The following is a 17889-nucleotide window of genomic DNA, read 5'->3' as shown; positions in this document are numbered from 1 at the left end:
ATCGTGAATTTCGGACTCAGCGAAGAACAGGAGATGATCGTCAAGACGGTCAGGGACTTCGTCGAGACGGAGATCTATCCGCACGAAAATGAGGTCGAGCGCACCGGCTTCGTGCCGCCTGAAATCGGAGACGAGATCCGGCGCAAATGCATCGAACTCGGCTTCTATGCCTGCAATTTTCCCGAGGAAATCGGCGGCGCCGGGCTCGATCATGTCACCTTCACGCTCGTCGAACGCGAACTCGGCCGCGGCTCGATGGGTCTTACCGTGTTCTTCGGCCGCCCATCTGGCATCCTGATGGCCTGTGAGGGCGAGCAGCGCGAGCGCTATCTCCTGCCGGCGGTGCGCGGCGAAATGGCGGATGCGCTCGCCATCACCGAGCCGGATGCCGGCTCCGACATGCGTGGCATGAAATGCGCAGCACGGCAGGATGGCGATGATTTCGTGCTGAACGGCACCAAGCATTTCATTTCGCACGCCGATGTCGCCGATTTCGTCATTGTCTTTGCCGCCACCGGTGAGGAAAACACCCACCGTGGCGTCAAGAAGAAGATCACGGCCTTCCTGGTCGACCGCGGCACACCGGGCTTTGATATCGTTAGGGGTTATGACTCGGTTTCCCACCGCGGCTACCACAATTCCATTCTGAACTTCACCGATTGTCGCCTGCCGAAATCGCAGGTGCTAGGTGAAGTGCATCGCGGCTTCGATCTTGCCAATCAGTGGCTTTACGGGACGCGCTTGACGGTCGCTGCCACCTGCGTCGGCCGGGCTCGCCGCGCCTTCGATCTCGCCCTACCCTATGCCGCCGAGCGCAAACAATTCGGCAAGCCGATCGGCGCCAACCAGGGCGTCTCCTTCAAGCTTGCCGACATGATCACAGAGATCGACGCTGCAGACTTGCTCACGCTGTCGGCCGCCTGGAAGCTCGATGCCGGCATCCCGGCCAATCGCGAGATTGCCTCGGCGAAGCTCTACGCCTCGGAAATGCTCGCACGTGTCACCGACGAGGCGATCCAGATCTTTGGCGGCATGGGCCTTATGGACGACCTGCCGCTCGCCCGCTTTTGGCGCGACGCCCGCGTCGAGCGCATCTGGGACGGCACATCGGAAATCCAGCGGCATATCATCAGCCGCGACCTGCTGCGGCCGTTCGGAGCATGAACCCATGATGCCGCGCTCGCTCGACCGCCTGATCCGACCCAGAACGATCGCCGTCTTCGGCGGCAGAGAGGCACGGCGTGTCATCGAGCAATGCGACCGCATGGGATTTGCCGGCGAAATCTGGCCCGTGCATCCGACGCAGGAAAGCGTGCTTGGCCGCCGCTGCTTTCGGTCGGTCGCGGAGCTGCCTGAAGCGCCGGACGCTGCCTTTATCGGCGTCAACCGGACGCTCACCGTCGATATTGTTCGAGACCTCGCTGCCAGAGGTGCCGGCGGTGCCGTCTGCTACGCCTCCGGCTTCAGCGAGGCAGTTGCGGAACTGGCTGACGGGGCGGATTTGCAGAGTGCTCTTGTCAAGGCGGCGGGCACCATGCCGATCGTCGGGCCGAATTGCTACGGCATGATCAACGGACTGGACGGCGCCCTGCTCTGGCCAGATCAACATGGCATCGTGCGAACGGAGCGCGGTGTTGCCATCCTCACCCAATCCTCCAACATCGCCATCAATCTCAGCATGCAGAGGCGCGGCCTGCCCATCAGCTATCTGATGACGGCGGGCAACCAGGCGCAGACAGGCTTGTCGGATCTTGCGGGGGCCGTCCTGGAAGACCCACGCGTCACGGCCGTCGGCCTGCATATCGAAGGCTTCGGCGACATCCGGGCTCTGGAAGCGCTCGCCAGACGCGCCCGAGAGCTAAGGAAGCCGGTCGTCGCACTGAAGGTCGGCAAGTCCGAACAGGCCCAACGCGCCACCGTCTCGCACACGGCCTCGCTCGCCGGCAGCGATGCGGTCGCCGACGCCGTTCTCGCCCGCCTCGGCATCGGCCGCGTCGCGACGCTGTCGGAACTCATCGAAACGCTGAAGCTTCTCCATGTCGCAGGTCCGCTCGACAGCGATGCGATCTCTTCGATGAGCTGTTCGGGAGGCGAGGCATCGCTGATGGCCGATGCGGCCGTCGGCCGCAACATCGAATTCCGCGCTCTGAAACCCGAGCAACTGCCCGCTCTGCGCGCAACCCTCGGCCCGATGGTGACGCTCTCCAATCCGCTCGACTATCACACTTTCGTCTGGGGCGATCAGGCGCGGCAGACGGAGGCTTTCAGCGCCATGTTCGTCGGCGGCTATGCCCTCAATCTCATCGTACTCGATTTCCCGCGCGAGGATCGCTGCGACGGTGCAGACTGGATGATCACCGTTTCCGCCGTTGCCGCCGCAGCAAAGCAGACTGGCGCCCGCGCCGGCATTCTGGCGACCTTGCCTGAAAATATGCCCGAGGCGATCGCTGGGCAATTGATCGAAGCCGGGATCGTACCGCTTTGCGGCATCAGTGAGGCGCTGGCGGCGGCGGATATCGCCAGCGGGATCGCCTGCGCCTGGCAAAAGCCACTGCCGTCGCCGCTCCTCAGGGCAGCGGCCACCACGGGCGAAATCGAGACGCTGAGTGAGGCGCAAGCCAAGGCCGAGCTTGCGGCAGCCGGCCTTGCAGTTCCGCCGGGAAAGACCGCCTCCACATCGGGCGAGGCGGCCGACTGTGCGGAGCAACTCGGATTCCCGGTCGCGCTCAAGGCGCTTGGCGTCGAGCACAAGTCCGATGTCGGCGCCGTCAAGCTCAACCTGTGGGATAGGAACGCCGTCAGGGATGCGGCCGAAGGCATGGCTTCTGTCGCACGTGGCTTCCTCATCGAAAAGATGGTCGATCGTCCGCTCGTGGAACTGATCGTCGGCGCAGTCCGAGATCCGGTCGTCGGCCTGACCCTCACGGTCGGTGCGGGCGGAATCCTCGTGGAATTACTTGAAGATTCCGTCGTTTTGCCACTTCCGGTGACGAAGGCCGAGGTCCTGGACCGGATTTCGCGGCTGAAGGTCCGCAAATTGATCGAGGGCTATCGGGGTAATGCAGGCAGCAGCCTCGAAATCGTTGCCAACGCCGTTCTATCAGCGGCAGAATATGTCGTAAAGAACGCCGCACTGGTTGAAGAACTGGACATTAATCCATTGATGGTTCTACCAGAATCCCGCGGTGTCATTGCTGCGGATGCTCTCATCCGGCGAAGGAGGTAGCAGAAGTTGCAAGACCCCATTCGTACCAGATCCGAAGGCGGCATCCTTGAGGTTACCATCGACCGGCCCAAGGCGAATTCCATCGACCTGGCGACCAGCCGCAAGATGGGGCTGATCTTTCGCGACTTCCGCGATAACCCGGATCTGCGCGTCGCCATCGTCACCGGCGCCGGCGAAAAATTCTTTTCGGCCGGCTGGGATTTGAAGGCTGCGGCTGATGGCGACGCGGTTGATGGCGACTATGGCGTCGGCGGCTTTGGCGGACTTCAGGAACTGCGCGATCTCAACAAGCCGGTTATCTGCGCCGTCAACGGCATCTGCTGTGGTGGCGGGCTGGAAATCGCGCTGTCGGCCGATCTGATCATCGCCGCCGCCCACGCGACGTTCGCTTTGCCCGAGATTCGCTCTGGCACGGTCGCCGATGCGGCATCGATCAAGCTGCCGAAGCGCATCCCCTATCACATCGCCATGGATATGCTGCTGACCGGTCGCTGGCTTAATGTCGAAGAAGCGCATCGCTGGGGTCTGGTCAACGAAATCGTCGTCGCCGACAAACTGATGGACAGGGCATGGGAACTTGCCCGCCTGCTCGCAAGCGGGCCATCGCTGGTATACGCGGCGATCAAGGAAATCGTTCGCGAGGCGGAGGGCTCGACATTCCAGACTGCCATGAACAAGATCACCAAACGGCAGTTTGCGACCGTCGACACCCTCTATTCGAGCGAGGATCAATTGGAAGGCGCAAGGGCTTTTGCCGAGAAGCGAGCCCCAATCTGGAAAGGAAAGTAGAGGCGGCGGCAACCGCAGCATTTTCCCGCATGATCGCGGGCGACAGGCTTCAGGCGGAAGAGGAACCGAGACCTGAAGTGGCTTGCCCGGGAATTTTGTCAACACGGCAAGAAGAAGGAACAGGGGAATGAACGACTACACGAAATATCTGGCAAGCCGCGTCACCGCGGGCGGGCTCAGCCGCCGCGAATTCATGGGACGCGCAATGGCAGCCGGTGTCACTTTGACGCTCGCCGACAAACTCTTTACCGAAAGTGCAATGGCAGCCGAACCGAAGCGCGGCGGCCATCTGAAGCTTGGCCTCGAAGGCGGTGCTGCAACCGATTCCAAGGATCCGGCGAAATTCCTGTCCCAGGTCATGTTCTGCATCGGCCGCTGCTGGGGCGATATGCTGGTGGAATCCCACCCGCTGACGGGTGCCGCCGTTCCCTCGCTCGCAGAATCCTGGGAACCGTCGAAGGATGCCGCCACCTGGACCTTCAAGATCCGCAAGGGCGTCAAGTTCCACAATGGCAAGGATCTGACGATCGACGACGTCGTCGCAACGCTCAAGCGTCATACCGATGCGAAATCGGAATCCGGCGCGCTCGGCGTCGTGAAGTCGATCAAAGAAATTAAGGCCGATGGCGACAACCTCGTCCTAACGCTGACGGAAGGCAACGCCGACATGCCGTTGCTTCTCACCGACTATCACCTCGTCATCCAGCCGAATGGCGGTTATGACGATCCCCTCGCCTCGATCGGCACCGGCCCTTACAAGCAGGTCAGCTTCGAACCCGGCGTGCGCGCCACGTTCGAGCGCAACAAGGACGATTGGCGCACCGACCGCGGCTTCGTCGATTCGGTCGAGATCATCTGCATGAACGATGCGACGGCGCGTATCGCGGCGCTTTCGTCCGGTCAGGTCCACTACATCAACCGCGTCGACCCGAAGACCGTGGATCTTCTCAAGCGTGCGCCGACCGTCGAAATCCTGTCCACCGCCGGCCGTGGCCACTACGTCTTCATCATGCATTGCGATAAGGCGCCCTTCGACAACAATGACCTGCGTCTGGCGCTGAAATACGCCATGGACCGCGAGACCATGGTCAAGAAGATCCTTGGCGGCTACGGCAAGGTCGGCAATGATTTCCCGATCAACAGCACCTATGCCCTCTTCCCCGATGGCATCGAGCAGCGCGCCTACGATCCCGACAAGGCATCCTTCCACTACAAGAAGTCCGGCCACAGCGGATCGGTGCTGCTGCGCACGTCGGAAGTCGCCTTCCCAGGCGCTGTCGACGCCGCCGTCCTTTATCAGGAAAGCTGCAAGAAGGCCGGCATCAACATCGAGGTCAAGCGCGAGCCAGGCGACGGCTACTGGACGAACGTCTGGAACGTCCAGCCCTTCTCCACCTCCTATTGGGGCGGACGGCCGACGCAGGACCAGATGTATTCCACCGCCTATCTCTCGACGGCGGACTGGAACGACACGCGCTTCAAGCGCCCCGACTTCGACAAGCTTCTGCTTCAGGCCCGTTCCGAGCTGGACGAGACCAAGCGCAAGGAGCTCTATCGCGCCATGGCGATGATGGTGCGCGACGAGGGCGGCGTCATCCTGCCGATGTTCAACGATTTCGTGAACGCCTCTACCAAGCAGGTGAAGGGCTATGTCCATGATATCGGCAATGACATGTCGAACGGCTACGTTGCCACGCGCGTCTGGCTGGACGCCTGATGCCCGAAGCCGGGCGAAAACGCCCTCATCTCTGACGCAGCCAGGACCGCGAAAACCTTTCGCGGTCCTCCCGACGTTTCAGGCAATTCCAAAAAAACTGCGCAGCGATTTTCCTGGAATTGCGTAAAACAACAAGAGCGCGAGGCATCGGCCATGTCCAATCTGCCCCCCGGAACCGTTCTGCCCGGGCTAAGGTTCAAGCAGCGTTTTCCGCTGCTGTCCCTCATTTTCGAGCGTTGCCTGCTCAGCATCATTTTGCTGTTTGCAGTCTCCGTCCTCATCTTCGGCGGGCTCGAAGCCCTGCCAGGCGATTTCGCCACCACCTATCTCGGCCAGTCGGCAACACCGCAGGCCGTCGCCAATATCCGCGAGGAGCTTGGCCTCAACCGGCCCGTGGTCACCCGCTATGTGCAATGGCTCGGCAACGCCGTTAAGGGCGATTTCGGCACCTCCTGGGCCAGCAAGAATTCCGTCGGCGAGCAGATCGGCAAGCGGCTTGGAAATTCCCTGTTTCTCGCCGGCTTTGCCGCCTTGATTTCGGTGCCGCTGGCGGTTTGCCTGGGCATGCTAGCGGTCCACTTCCGTAACCGCATGCCCGACAAGATCATCAATGTCATTTCGCTGGCGGCGATCTCGCTGCCGGAATTCTTCATCGGCTATCTGCTCATCATGTTCTTCTCGGTGAAATTCGGTGTCGCGACCTTTCCGGCGACGGTCTTCGACGGCATGAGCCTCATCGACCGGCTGAAGGCGATCGCCCTGCCGACGGCGACCCTTGTTCTAGTGGTGCTTGCGCATATGATGCGCATGACGCGCGCAGCCATCCTTTCCGTGATGTCGTCGGCCTATATGGAGACGGCCGAGCTGAAAGGGCTCTCCGCCTTCCGCGCTATCGTCAAGCACGCTGCGCCCAATGCGCTGGCGCCGATCATCAACGTCATCGCGCTGAACCTTGCCTATCTGATCGTCGGCGTCGTCGTGGTGGAGGTCGTCTTCGTCTATCCCGGCATGGGCCAGTACATGGTCGATGCGGTGACGGTGCGCGACATGCCCGTGGTCCAGGCATGCGGGCTGATCTTCGCCGCCGTCTACATCTTCCTCAATATGACGGCCGATATTCTGGCGATCGTCGCCAACCCCCGTCTGAGGCATCCGCGATGAGATTGAGAGATATTCCTATCACCGCCTGGGTCGGCATCATCGGTATCCTGATCGCCTTCATCTGCGCCATCTTCGCGCCCTGGATCGCCCCCTATGGCGAAACTGAGGTCGTCGGCAACGTTTGGCAGCCTGCCGATCCGCAATATTTCTTCGGCCTCGACAATCTCGGCCGCGATATCCTATCGCGTCTGATCTACGGCACCCGCACGACGCTATTCGTCGCGCTCGCGGCAACAATCATTTCCTTCTCGCTCGGCATCATCCTGAGCTTTACCGCCGCCGTCTCGCGCGGATGGATCGACACGGTCTTTTCGCGCTTCAACGACCTGATGATGTCGATCCCGACGCTGATCTTCGCGCTCGTCGTTCTGGCCGTCCTGCCGCAGAACCTAATCGTGCTGATCCTCGTCATGGCCATTCTCGATTCCACCCGGGTCTATCGCCTCGGCCGTGCCGTGGCGCTCGATGTCGCGGTCATGGAATTCGTGGAAGCAGCCAAGCTGCGCGGCGAAGGCAGGATCTGGATCATCTTCCGCGAGATCCTGCCGAATACGCTGTCGCCGCTGCTGGCGGAATTCGGTCTGCGCTTCGCCTTCTCGATCCTGTTCCTGTCCACTCTGTCCTTCCTCGGCCTTGGCATCCAGCCGCCGTCGGCCGATTGGGGCGGCATGGTCAAGGACAACAAGGACGGCATCATCTTCGGCATTTCCGCCGCGCTCGTGCCGGGTTCCGCCATCGCGGCGCTCGCAATCTGTGTCAATCTGGTGGTCGACTGGTTATTAAGGCGCACCTCCAGCCTCAAGGGAGGGCGTGGCGATGCCTGAGCTTCTTTCCGTTCGCGATCTCAAGATCGAGGCAACCAGCTATCCGCCCGGCGAGCCGCCGAAACGCGTCACTATCGTCGATGGCGTCTCCTTCGATCTTGAGAAGGGCAAGGTGCTCGGGTTGATCGGCGAGTCCGGCGCCGGCAAATCCACTATCGGCCTTTCCGCCCTCGCCTATGGCCGTGGCGGTGCCGAAATCACTGGCGGCCGGGTGCTGCTCGACGGCACCGACATCCTGCCGCTCGGCAAATCCGGTATTCGCCGGATCCGCGGGGCGCGGGTCTGCTACGTCGCGCAGTCGGCCGCCGCTGCCTTCAATCCGGCACATAGGCTGGGTGATCAGGTGATCGAAGCCACGGTGAAGCACCGCCTGATGACCAGGGAGGAAGCCAAGAAACGGGCGCTCTATCTCTTCCGCGTCCTTGGCCTGCCCAACCCGGAAACCTTTGGCGAGCGCTATCCGCACCAGGTCTCGGGCGGCCAGCTGCAGCGCGCCATGACCGCCATGGCGCTCTGCTCCAACCCGGAGCTGATCGTCTTCGACGAACCGACGACCGCGCTCGACGTCACCACGCAGATCGACGTGCTGGCGGCGATCAAGCACGCCATCGAGGAGACGCATACGGCAGCGCTTTACATCACCCATGACCTTGCCGTCGTCGCGCAGATTTCCGACGACATCATGGTGCTGAGGCACGGCAAGACGGTGGAATATGGCAGCGTCCAGCAGATCATTGAGGAGCCTCGGCAGGATTATACCCGCGCTCTCGTCAATGTCCGCCAAGAGGCAAGGGCGGAAGCCGACGACCAATCGAGCGCGCTTCTAAAGGTGGAAAATATCAGCGCGCAATATTCCAATGGTTTCAGAGTATTGCACGATGTTTCTCTACACGTTCCTAAAGGACAGACGCTGGCAGTGGTCGGCGAATCCGGCTCCGGCAAGTCGACGCTCGCCCGTGTCATCACCGGCCTGCTGCCGCCGAGCGACGGGCGGATTTCTTTCGACGGCAAGCTGCTGACGCCGGCCCTGAAAAACCGCTCGCGGGAGGAATTGCGACGCATCCAGCTGATCTACCAGATGGCCGATACCGCCATGAATCCACGCCAGACGGTGCGCGATATCATCGGCCGCCCGCTGACCTTCTATGACGGCCTCCGTGGTGCTGCAAAGACGGCGCGCGTGAAGGAGCTGCTGGATCAGATCGAGATGGGTAATGGCTTCATCGACCGTTATCCGGCCGAGCTTTCCGGCGGCCAGAAGCAACGCGTTGCCATCGCCCGCGCGCTTGCGGCCAAGCCGGAGCTCATCCTCTGCGACGAGCCGACCTCGGCACTCGACCCGCTGGTTGCCGAAGGCATTCTGAAACTGCTCTTGAAGCTGCAGGAAGAGGCTCATCTCTCCTACGTCTTCATCACCCATGACATCGCTATCGTTCGCGCCATCGCCGACAGCGTCGCGGTGATGCATCGCGGCAAGCTTGTTCGCTTCGGCCCGAAATCAGAGGCGTTGTCACCACCCTTCGACGATTACACTGACCTGCTGCTGAAATCCGTGCCCGAGATGGAGATCGGCTGGCTGGAGCGTGTGCTGACGACGCGGAGGATGGCAAGCGCTGGAAATTAAGTGCTTGGCACCTCCGACCTCAAACCTGGATTTGAGGACGTCGTTGCGAAAATTGGTGCCATCAATACTCTGCCGGCACCGCATACACTTCGGCGGATGGATCTGCGAGGAACGAACGCACCGTGGGTGGCAGCTGGCGCGAGGATAGCGGCAGAGGCCCACAGCGCGAGAGAAGTTCACGCAAATCAGGCTCGGCGCCGACATGACGCCAGATCATCCGCGAGGCATAGGGGAGGTTTTCCTTTCGCCAGGACACACCCATGGTCGTGCCGCGCAGATAGACGCGCTGGTGTTCGTCGAACGGCAGGAGGATCGTTTGCGACAACATGGAGTTCGGGCCGATGACACGCTCGGTGATGAAGACCCGATTGCGATAGAATGCCGCCAGGCCGACATATTTTGAAAACTGCTGGATGCCGTTTCCAGGGTCCCGCAGGCGCTCCATTGATTTGACGTGCACCAGCCCGCCCTGCTCGATAAGGCGACTGCAGGAGCATACGACCATTCCAGGCCAAGACGGCGAGCGATGATAGGTCTGATAATAGCCAATATGGCGTTTCAGGGCAGTCAGATTTCCCGGAAACGCCTTTAAGAGCTCCGAAGTTTCGTTGAGACCGAGCGCCGGTCGCCGAAGCAGTTCCCGAAAGAGCTTGGGAGCGAGACCAAAGTCGGCTGCGTCGAGATCGAAATATTTGGCAATGCGCGCCAGATTATGGGCAGAGGGTTTCGTCTGGCCGTTGATATATCGGTTGAATTGCTGCCGATTGATATCGACCGCGCGGCACAGATGCGAAATGGAACGCTGCGTGGCACAGGCAATCTTGAGGTTCTCGACCAGGTGGGTCATCGGTAGCTCCGTCTTGATGACGCTAGCGTAAACTCGCATAAAGAAGCGTCAAGTCGCGAAATTGCGCGAGCCGGCCCGACCTCTACGTTTCCCCCTTAGAAAACTGAAAAGAGGGAACTGCAATGACGCATCAAAAGGATCAATCTACGCAGCTGAAAATCGGCCGCCGCCACTTCCTCGGCGGTGCCGTTGCCTTGGGCGCTTTGCCGAGCCTCACCGCGGGATTTTTGATGCCGCGTGATGCTCGTGCTCAGGAAGCTAAGCATGGCGGCCATTTGAAGCTCGGCCTCAAGGGCGGCGCCACCAGCGATGCGCTCGATCCCGCAACATACAGCGCCTCCGTCCTGTTCGTCATTGGCCGCCTCTGGGGTGACACGCTTGTCGAATCCGACCCCAAGACCGGCGCGCCCTTGCCGTCGCTGGCAACTTCCTGGACGCCATCGGCGGACGCATCCGTCTGGACTTTCAAGATCAGGAACGACGTGCAGTTTCATGACGGCAGCAAGATGACCGTCGCAGATATCGTCGCGACGCTGAAGCGGCACGCTGACAAGAATTCGCAGTCCGGTGCTCTGGGGCTGATGGCGTCGATTACCGGTATCGAAGAAAAAGCGGGCGACCTTGTCTTGACGCTTTCGGAAGGCAATGCGGATCTGCCCCTTCTCCTGACCGACTACCACCTGATCATCCAGCCGAAGGGTGGCGTGGAAAAACCTGCGGCGGCCATCGGCACCGGTCCTTACATTCTGAAGAACTTTGAACCGGGCGTTCGTGCCTCCTTTGAGAAGAACCCCAAAGACTGGCGCGCCGATCGCGGCTTTGTCGACAGCGTGGAAATACTCGTCATCAACGACAACACCGCCCGCATCGCCGCTCTGGCGTCCGGCCAGGTCCATTTCGTCAACAATGTCGACCCAAAGACAGTCGCGATGCTGAAGCGCGCACCGAATGTCGATATCGTCCGCAGTGCCGGCAAGGGCTTCTATAGTTTCCTGATGCATTGCGACATCGCGCCTTTCGACAACAGCGATCTTCGGCTTGCGCTGAAATATGCCGTCGATCGCCAGTCGATCCTCGACAAGGTCCTAGGCGGCTACGGAACGATCGGCAACGACTATCCGGTCAATTCCAATTACGCTCTCGCGCCAACCGATATCGAGCAGCGTCCATATGATCCCGATAAGGCCGCCTTCCACTTCAAGAAATCGGGCCTCGATCGTCCAATCCTGTTGCGTACGTCCGACGCAGCCTTCCCGGGCGCCGTGGATGCGGCGATCCTGTTCCAGCAAAGCGCCCGCAAGGCCGGGATCACGATCGACGTCAAGCGCGAACCGGAAGATGGCTACTGGACCAACGTCTGGAACAAGCAGCCCTTCTGCGCCTCCTTCTGGGGCGGCCGCCCGACACAGGATTCGCGCTATTCCACCTCCTATCTGTCGACTGCCGAATGGAACGATACACATTTCAAGCGGCCCGACTTCGACAAGATGGTGCTGCAGGCAAGGTCCGAGCTCGATGAAGCCAAGCGCAAGGAACTTTATCGACATCTGGCCCTGATGGTGCGAGATGATGGTGGTCTCATCCTGCCCGTTTTCAACGACTACATCATGGCCGCTTCGAAAACGCTGAAGGGATATGTCGACGATATCGGCAACGATATGTCCAACGGCTACATCGGCAGCCGCGTATGGTTTAATGCCTAAATCTCTTCGGGATATATGACCATGTCAGACCGCAGCTTCACCATCATCGAAAATCAGTGGATCACCCTGAAGGACGGCACGCGGCTTGCCGCGCGCATCTGGATGCCCGACGGCGCGGAGAGCGATCCCGTGCCCGCCGTCTTCGAATTCCTGCCCTACCGCAAGCGCGACGGGACAAGCCCGCGTGATGAATCCACGTACCCCGTCTTCGCTGCAGCCGGGATCGCCGGCGTCCGCGTCGATATTAGAGGCTCCGGTGAATCCAGTGGGATCATCGACGGCGAATATACCGAGCTCGAGCTTGCCAACGCCTGCGAGCTTATCGCCTGGATCGCGGAGCAGCCCTGGTCGAACGGCTCGGTCGGCATGATGGGCATTTCCTGGGGTGGCTTCACCTGCCTGCAGGTCGCGGCCTTGAAGCCTCCCGCGCTAAAGGCGGTGATTTCGATCGCTTCCACAGTCGATCGCTATAATGACGACATCCACTACAAGAACGGCTGCCATCTCTCCGCCCAGCTCTCCTGGGCGGCGACCATGCTTGCCTACCAATCGCGTTCGCCCGATCCAGCCATCGTCGGCGACGACTGGCGGGACATGTGGCTGCAGCGCCTCGAGCAGGAACCCTTCTTCATGGAGGAATGGCTCCAGCATCAGCGCCGCGACGACTTCTGGCGGCATGGTTCGATCTGCGAAGACTTCGCAGGCTTCGATATTCCCGCCCTCGTCATTGCCGGTTGGGCGGATGGCTATCGCAACACGCCGCTGCTGGCTGTCGAGGGTCTTGGAGATACGGCGAAAGCGCTTGTTGGACCATGGGTCCATAAATATCCGCATTTCGCATGGCCGAAGCCGCGCGCCGATTTCCACGGCGAAGCGATTGCCTGGTGGAACCGCTGGCTGCGTGGCGAGCCCAACGGCGCGGAGACCACGCCATCGGTGCGCGCCTACATTCTCGATTCGATAACGCCAGCCACGCGCCGCGATTTCGACCCCGGTTTCTGGATCGCCAAGAAAGAGTGGCAGCCGCCTGACATGCAGTGCTTCTATGTCGAGCAGTTCGGCACCTTGATGGAAGGCATGCCGATCCCCCACGCGCCGGAACATCCCGTCTATCTGCGCTCACCGCTCGACACGGGCACGGCCTCGGGCGAATGGTTCACCCTGAAGCCGGATGCGGAACTGGCGATCGATCAGCGCCTCGATGACGCCGGATCGCTGACCTTCCAGACCTCGCCGCTGGTCGAGGATTACGATTATCTCGGCCGCCCCGTCGTCACATTGACGCTCAGATGCGACGCCGAAACCGCCAATCTCTGCGCAAGGCTCGTCGACATCCATCCGGACGGCACGGCAACGCGCGTCTCCTTTGGCGTCCTCAATCTCGCCCACCGTGACGGCAATGCCGCACCGGAGCCGCTGAGCAAGGGCCAACAGGTCAGAGTGACCTTAACGCTCGATGCCTGCGGCTATCGTTTCCGCAAGGGGCACCGCATCCGCCTGTCGCTGTCGACAGCCTATTGGCCCATGGTTCTGCCGCCGCCGGAAGATCCGGGGCTCACGATCGACATTGCCTCGATCGGTCTTGGCTTGCCTCTGCTTGGGACGCATGAACTCATCGACGTGAAGCAGCCCGACAACCCCGATCCGCTGCCGAAATATATCGAATATGCGCCGGCCTCGACGAAACGACAGGTGGTGCGCGACCTCTCGTCCGGCCTCACGCGCTATGAAATCCACGAGGATACCGGTCTTTTCGAACATCCCGGCACCGGCCTATCGACACGGCAGCTGCGCGAGGAAACCTGGTCAATCGCGCCGGATGACCCGCTGTCGATGTCCGGCATCTCGACCTGGACTTGCGATATGCGACGCCCCGACTGGTTTGTTCGCACGGTCGCAACATCCTCCATATCCTGCACGGCAACGGAGTGGATCATCAGCGCCTCGGTCGTTGCCTATGAGGGCGCGACCGAGATCTTCAGGAAGATATTCGAAGAGAAGCGTATCGCCCGCGACCTGATGTAGGTCAACGCTGGCAGGCAAACCGGCTTGCCGCCGCGCAGATGGCGGCAAAGCCGGTACGCGCGCCATCGCTCATGTGTCTTGCCCGCAGCCAGGCATGCACCATTTGCGGCTCCTCGCGGAACCAGACTTCGACGCCTGCCTGCGCCAGACGGGCCGCGTAGTTGCGACCGTCGTCGCGCAGCGGATCATAATGGGCCACGGTGATGAAGGTTGGCGGAAGGCCGGCCACGGAAGACAAAGCGAGCGGCTCGGAGACGGGATCGGCTGATGGAGCCTGCAGGATGCTGCGATAGTAGGCGACATCCGCGGTCGTCAGCCCCGGCGCGTCGGCCATTTCCTCGTAGGAACCGGAGACGAGATCGCCACCGAGTGCTGGATAGATCAAAATCTGGCCGACAATTCCAGAAAGCCCCTCGGCGTTCGCGCGCACCGCCAATCCCGCCGCCAGATTGCCTCCGGCACTGTCGCCGATCAGCACGACCGACTTCTTCTCGGCCAGCAGCTGTTTGAGGACGCTGAAACAATCATCCGTCTGTGCCGGCCAGCGATATTCCGGCGCCAGCCGATAATCGACCGAGATCAGTTCAGCGCCGGCGTGATCGGCAATCTCGGCGCAGATGGCATGATGGCTCTCGAGCGAACCGATGACGAAACCGCCGCCATGGAGATAGAGCAGGTTCGTTGCCGTACGAAGATTAGCGGGCCTGTAACGCCGGACCGGGATCGTTCCGGAGATGAATTCATCCCTGGTGTCCATGCCCTCGGGCAAGGGGCGATCGAAGCGCGCGCATAAGGCATCATACCATCGGCGCTGCTGGGTGATCGAAGCCGTTACCGCATCCGGCGGATAGAAGGAATCGCAGATCTCCATGAACTGCAGGATGCCTGCCTCGCTCGGCATGGGACGCTCAGCGGTAGCCATCGGATATCCTCGATTCGCGTGCATTGGCCAAGGATAGCGCGCGGTTGCGATCGAATGCTTATCTGCCTACGGCCAGTACCGCCGCGATGACGACATTCACCTTGCCTGATATTGCTCGTCCGTCACATGCTCCAGCCAATCCACCACCTTGCCGTCGAGATGCTCGTGGATGGCGATATGGGTCATGGCTGTCGTTGGCGAAGCGCCGTGCCAGTGCTTCTCGTCCGGTTCAAACCAGACGATATCCCCGGGCCGGATCTCCTCGACCGGGCCGCCTTCGCGCTGAACGAGACCCAGGCCGGCGGTGACGATCAAGGTTTGGCCGCGCGGGTGGGTATGCCACGCCGTCCTCGCGCCAGGTTCGAAGGTGACGCTGCCGGCCGCCGCCCGGCGGGCGTCATTGGCAGCAAATAGCGGGTCGATCCTGACCGTACCGGTGAACCAGTCGGAGGGGCCTTTGCCAGAGGGTTGCGTGCCGTTCTTCTTGATGTCCATGATGACGTCCTTTCTGAGATCGGCTGCGATGGCGCGACCGTGTGGGAATTAATTTAGCTCAGGATTCACGGAGCGGTAGAGGGCCGTTCACGCATAGACTTATGAATAGGGACGATAAATCGCCTTCGAGTTGGAAGGTGTGGCAAGCGTCTAGGGTGACCGTGCAGCCATGTTTATCGCGACATCAGCGCGCGGATGCTGCGGTCTGCCGATTGCAGCAGCTCGAAGGCTTCGTAGCGCTGCTCGTGCAATGCTTTAACGACGCCTTCGGCTGGTTCGAACCGTTTCACCAGTCGCGACATGGTAGCCATGGCTTCCACCAGAGAGCCGCAATGTCCGCCAGCCGTAGCGCCGAGCATGGCGGCGCCGAGAAGAACGGGCTCCTCAGTATCGGCGACGGCGACCGGCCTGCCGGTCGTATCCGCCAAGAGCTGTCGCACGAGGCCGCTCTGGGCCGCACCGCCGCTGGCGATAATGAGATCGCAGGCAATGCCATCCTCGGCCAGCTTTTCGAGCAGCTGCTTGAGCCCATAGCCGATGCCGCAAAGGCCGGCGACATAAAGAGCGATGAGATCGTCAACGCCGGTTTCCAGCCCGAGGCCGGAGATAACGGCGCGAGCGTCCGGATCGGCGTAGGGGGACCGGTTGCCGAGAAATTCGGGAACGACCTGGATGGATTGGGCGAGCTTCACGGCGTCGGACGCGTTGGTGCTCGTCTTTATGGTCTGCCGGTCCAGCCAGGCAACCAGCGACAAGCGCTCCGCCTCAGCTTTCTTGCGCGCCTCGCCGGATGCCGGATGCATGGTAACGAGATGATCGATCGCGGCACCAGCGGCAGATTGGCCGCCTTCGGTCAGCCACAGACCGGGCACCATCGCCGAATAATAGGGCCCCCAGACGCCATCGACGAACACCGCCGCTTCACTCGACGCCATCGAGCAGGCGGAGGTGCCGAAGATATAGGCGAGCCTGTTCCGGACATCAGCTTGGCCGTCCGGTCCCTGTCCGCCCAGCGTGCCGACGCCGCCGGCATGGGCATCGATGAGCGATGCGCCGACCGGCGTGCCAACGGCGAGGCCGAGATCGCGGGCGGCGGTTTCATTCAAGCCGTCGCCCAGCGCCGTACCCGGCTCGACGATCTCGGTTCCGATCCGCACAAAGCCTTCGTCGGCCAGCTCACCAAGGTCGATATCCTTGAAATATTGCGCATCCCAGCGCTTCTCATGGGCAAGATAGGTCCATTTACACGTCACCGTGCACACCGATCTCAGCAGCGAACCCGTCGCGCGCCAGGTCAGATAATCGGCAAGATCGAAGAAATGATCGGTTGCCGCAAAGGACTGCGGCAGGTTTCGCTTCAGCCAGAGCAGCTTCGGCGTTTCCATCTCGGGCGAGATGCGGCCGCCGACATAGCGCAGCACAGCATGATTGCCGGCATTGATCTCCGCCGCCTCGCCGGCCGCGCGATGATCCATCCAGACGATGATGTTGCGATCGACATCATCAGATGCTCCCACAGCCACGGGCCGGCCATCCGCCTTGACCGCGACGAGCGAACACGTCGCATCAAAACCTATGCCGGCAACCTCGTCAGCCGCGATCTTCGCCGTTGCGACGGCCTCTTTGACGCTGCCGCAAACAGCTTGCCATATCTGCTCGCTCGATTGTTCGACGATGCTGCCGGCCTCGTGCCAGATGGTGATGGGCCGCTTGGCCGCAGCCAGCAGACGACCATGCGCGTCGAAAATCCCGGCCCGGGCGCTGCCGGTGCCGACATCGATGCCGATGAAATAAGGTGCCGTCATTAGAGATCCGTACTCAAGGGCAGGATCACCAGATCCCGGATTACGATGTTGCGCGGTCTCGATAGCATGAAGAGCACCGCTTCCGCCACTTCCGTCGCCTCCATGAGGCCGCCGGCGGCGATCGCCTCGTCGAGCTTTGCCTGTGGCCAATCGCTGATCAGCGCCGTCACCACCGGCCCCGGCGCCACGGCGCCGACGCGGATGCCATGTTTGGCGACCTGACGCCGCACCGTGTGCGTAAATGCCTGCACGGCATGCTTGGACGCCGTATAGATCGGCTCCCAGACCACCGGCACCAGACCGGCAATCGAACTGGTCATGATGATGTCGCCGGTCTTGCGCTCGATCATGTGCGGCAACACCATCCGGACCGAACGGAAGGCCGCATTGATATTCAGATCCAGCATCCGGTCCCAGGCATCGGGATCGCCTTCCGCGACCTCGCCGCCGATATAGGCGCCGGCATTGGCATGGAAAATGTCGAGCTTGCCGAACCTGCCGAGAATCTGCGGCATCATGGTCGCCACGCTCTCAGGCTTCAGAAGATCGACGACGACGGGATGGGCATTCGGACCCAGTTCGGCGCAAAGGCTTTTCAGGCTGTCCTCGGCCCGGTCGACGAGGGCGACGCTGGCGCCCTCGTTCAATAGCGATTTGGCGCATTCCAGGCCAATTCCAGACGCAGCTCCGGTGATGGCGGCAACTTTGCCGGCAAAATCCTGTCTCATAGCAATCCTTACCTTCTTGAAGA

The 17889-nt window shown here is 61.3% G+C and carries 14 protein-coding genes; 9 read left to right on the top strand and 5 right to left on the bottom strand.

Translation table 11 applies throughout. The features are described from left to right. Positions 1-3: 3 nt before the first annotated feature. The 7 genes from FP026_RS16210 (at position 4) to FP026_RS16180 (ending at position 9341) form a co-directional block, all read left to right on the top strand. The gene (locus FP026_RS16210) at positions 4-1164 is read left to right on the top strand and encodes an acyl-CoA dehydrogenase family protein (RefSeq protein ID WP_149635632.1); all 1161 of its coding nucleotides are present in this window, start codon (positions 4-6) and stop codon (positions 1162-1164) included. A 4-nt stretch (positions 1165-1168) separates the two neighbouring features. Further along, positions 1169-3226: an acetate--CoA ligase family protein gene (locus FP026_RS16205; protein WP_149635631.1), complete on the top strand. Its 2058-nt coding sequence runs from the start codon at positions 1169-1171 to the stop codon at positions 3224-3226. A 6-nt stretch (positions 3227-3232) separates the two neighbouring features. Then, positions 3233-4015 (top strand): carnitinyl-CoA dehydratase, encoded by a 783-nt coding sequence (locus FP026_RS16200; RefSeq protein WP_149635630.1) that lies wholly within the window; start codon positions 3233-3235, stop codon positions 4013-4015. 127 nt (positions 4016-4142) lie between these two features. After that, on the top strand, positions 4143-5732 hold the full coding sequence (locus tag FP026_RS16195) for an ABC transporter substrate-binding protein (protein WP_149635629.1): 1590 nt from the start codon (positions 4143-4145) through the stop codon (positions 5730-5732). Between the two features lie 153 nt (positions 5733-5885). Continuing rightward, positions 5886-6893, top strand: a complete 1008-nt coding sequence (locus FP026_RS16190) for an ABC transporter permease (RefSeq protein WP_149635628.1) — start codon at positions 5886-5888, stop codon at positions 6891-6893. Then, entirely contained in the window at positions 6890-7717 is an 828-nt protein-coding gene (locus FP026_RS16185) for an ABC transporter permease (RefSeq protein ID WP_149635627.1), read from the top strand. The genes FP026_RS16190 and FP026_RS16185 overlap by 4 nt, the downstream gene beginning before the upstream one ends. After that, positions 7710-9341 (top strand): ABC transporter ATP-binding protein, encoded by a 1632-nt coding sequence (locus FP026_RS16180; RefSeq protein ID WP_149635626.1) that lies wholly within the window; start codon positions 7710-7712, stop codon positions 9339-9341. The genes FP026_RS16185 and FP026_RS16180 overlap by 8 nt, the downstream gene beginning before the upstream one ends. Before the next feature lie 61 nt (positions 9342-9402). Here FP026_RS16180 and FP026_RS16175 read toward each other — a convergent pair whose 3' ends face one another. Next, positions 9403-10188, bottom strand: a complete 786-nt coding sequence (locus tag FP026_RS16175; protein WP_149635625.1) for a helix-turn-helix domain-containing protein — start codon at positions 10186-10188, stop codon at positions 9403-9405. A 122-nt stretch (positions 10189-10310) separates the two neighbouring features. Between FP026_RS16175 and FP026_RS16170 the strand changes: the two genes are divergently transcribed. Continuing rightward, positions 10311-11891: an ABC transporter substrate-binding protein gene (locus FP026_RS16170; RefSeq protein WP_149635624.1), complete on the top strand. Its 1581-nt coding sequence runs from the start codon at positions 10311-10313 to the stop codon at positions 11889-11891. A 21-nt stretch (positions 11892-11912) separates the two neighbouring features. Continuing rightward, positions 11913-13916, top strand: a complete 2004-nt coding sequence (locus tag FP026_RS16165; protein WP_149635623.1) for a CocE/NonD family hydrolase — start codon at positions 11913-11915, stop codon at positions 13914-13916. A 1-nt stretch (position 13917) separates the two neighbouring features. On the opposite strand, the gene FP026_RS16160 is transcribed toward FP026_RS16165, so the two are convergent. The 4 genes from FP026_RS16160 to FP026_RS16145 form a co-directional block, all read right to left on the bottom strand. Next, positions 13918-14838, bottom strand: a complete 921-nt coding sequence (locus tag FP026_RS16160) for an alpha/beta hydrolase (protein ID WP_149635622.1) — start codon at positions 14836-14838, stop codon at positions 13918-13920. A gap of 96 nt (positions 14839-14934) precedes the next feature. Next, positions 14935-15333, bottom strand: coding sequence for a (R)-mandelonitrile lyase (locus tag FP026_RS16155; protein ID WP_149635621.1), 399 nt, complete (start codon positions 15331-15333; stop codon positions 14935-14937). 173 nt (positions 15334-15506) lie between these two features. Further along, positions 15507-17138 (bottom strand): FGGY-family carbohydrate kinase, encoded by a 1632-nt coding sequence (locus FP026_RS16150; protein ID WP_149635620.1) that lies wholly within the window; start codon positions 17136-17138, stop codon positions 15507-15509. Next, entirely contained in the window at positions 17138-17866 is a 729-nt protein-coding gene (locus FP026_RS16145; protein ID WP_149635619.1) for an SDR family oxidoreductase, read from the bottom strand. The genes FP026_RS16150 and FP026_RS16145 overlap by 1 nt, the downstream gene beginning before the upstream one ends. Positions 17867-17889 lie beyond the last annotated feature (23 nt).

The organism is Martinezella tropici (assembly GCF_008370325.1).
GTDB lineage: Bacteria > Pseudomonadota > Alphaproteobacteria > Rhizobiales > Rhizobiaceae > Rhizobium > Rhizobium tropici_B.
This window is presented reverse-complemented; position numbering and strand designations above follow the sequence as displayed.

What these genes read in the sequence shown, in the direction of transcription:
- FP026_RS16205 (WP_149635631.1), top strand. Translation starts at nt 1,169, where the DNA reads ATGATGCCGCGCTCGCTCGACCGCCTGATCCGACCCAGAACGATCGCC.
- FP026_RS16195 (WP_149635629.1), top strand. Translation starts at nt 4,143, where the DNA reads ATGAACGACTACACGAAATATCTGGCAAGCCGCGTCACCGCGGGCGGG.
- FP026_RS16190 (WP_149635628.1), top strand. Translation starts at nt 5,886, where the DNA reads ATGTCCAATCTGCCCCCCGGAACCGTTCTGCCCGGGCTAAGGTTCAAG.
- FP026_RS16185 (WP_149635627.1), top strand. Translation starts at nt 6,890, where the DNA reads ATGAGATTGAGAGATATTCCTATCACCGCCTGGGTCGGCATCATCGGT.
- FP026_RS16180 (WP_149635626.1), top strand. Translation starts at nt 7,710, where the DNA reads ATGCCTGAGCTTCTTTCCGTTCGCGATCTCAAGATCGAGGCAACCAGC.
- FP026_RS16175 (WP_149635625.1), bottom strand. Translation starts at nt 10,188, where the DNA reads ATGACCCACCTGGTCGAGAACCTCAAGATTGCCTGTGCCACGCAGCGT.
- FP026_RS16170 (WP_149635624.1), top strand. Translation starts at nt 10,311, where the DNA reads ATGACGCATCAAAAGGATCAATCTACGCAGCTGAAAATCGGCCGCCGC.
- FP026_RS16165 (WP_149635623.1), top strand. Translation starts at nt 11,913, where the DNA reads ATGTCAGACCGCAGCTTCACCATCATCGAAAATCAGTGGATCACCCTG.
- FP026_RS16160 (WP_149635622.1), bottom strand. Translation starts at nt 14,838, where the DNA reads ATGGCTACCGCTGAGCGTCCCATGCCGAGCGAGGCAGGCATCCTGCAG.
- FP026_RS16155 (WP_149635621.1), bottom strand. Translation starts at nt 15,333, where the DNA reads ATGGACATCAAGAAGAACGGCACGCAACCCTCTGGCAAAGGCCCCTCC.
- FP026_RS16150 (WP_149635620.1), bottom strand. Translation starts at nt 17,138, where the DNA reads ATGACGGCACCTTATTTCATCGGCATCGATGTCGGCACCGGCAGCGCC.
- FP026_RS16145 (WP_149635619.1), bottom strand. Translation starts at nt 17,866, where the DNA reads ATGAGACAGGATTTTGCCGGCAAAGTTGCCGCCATCACCGGAGCTGCG.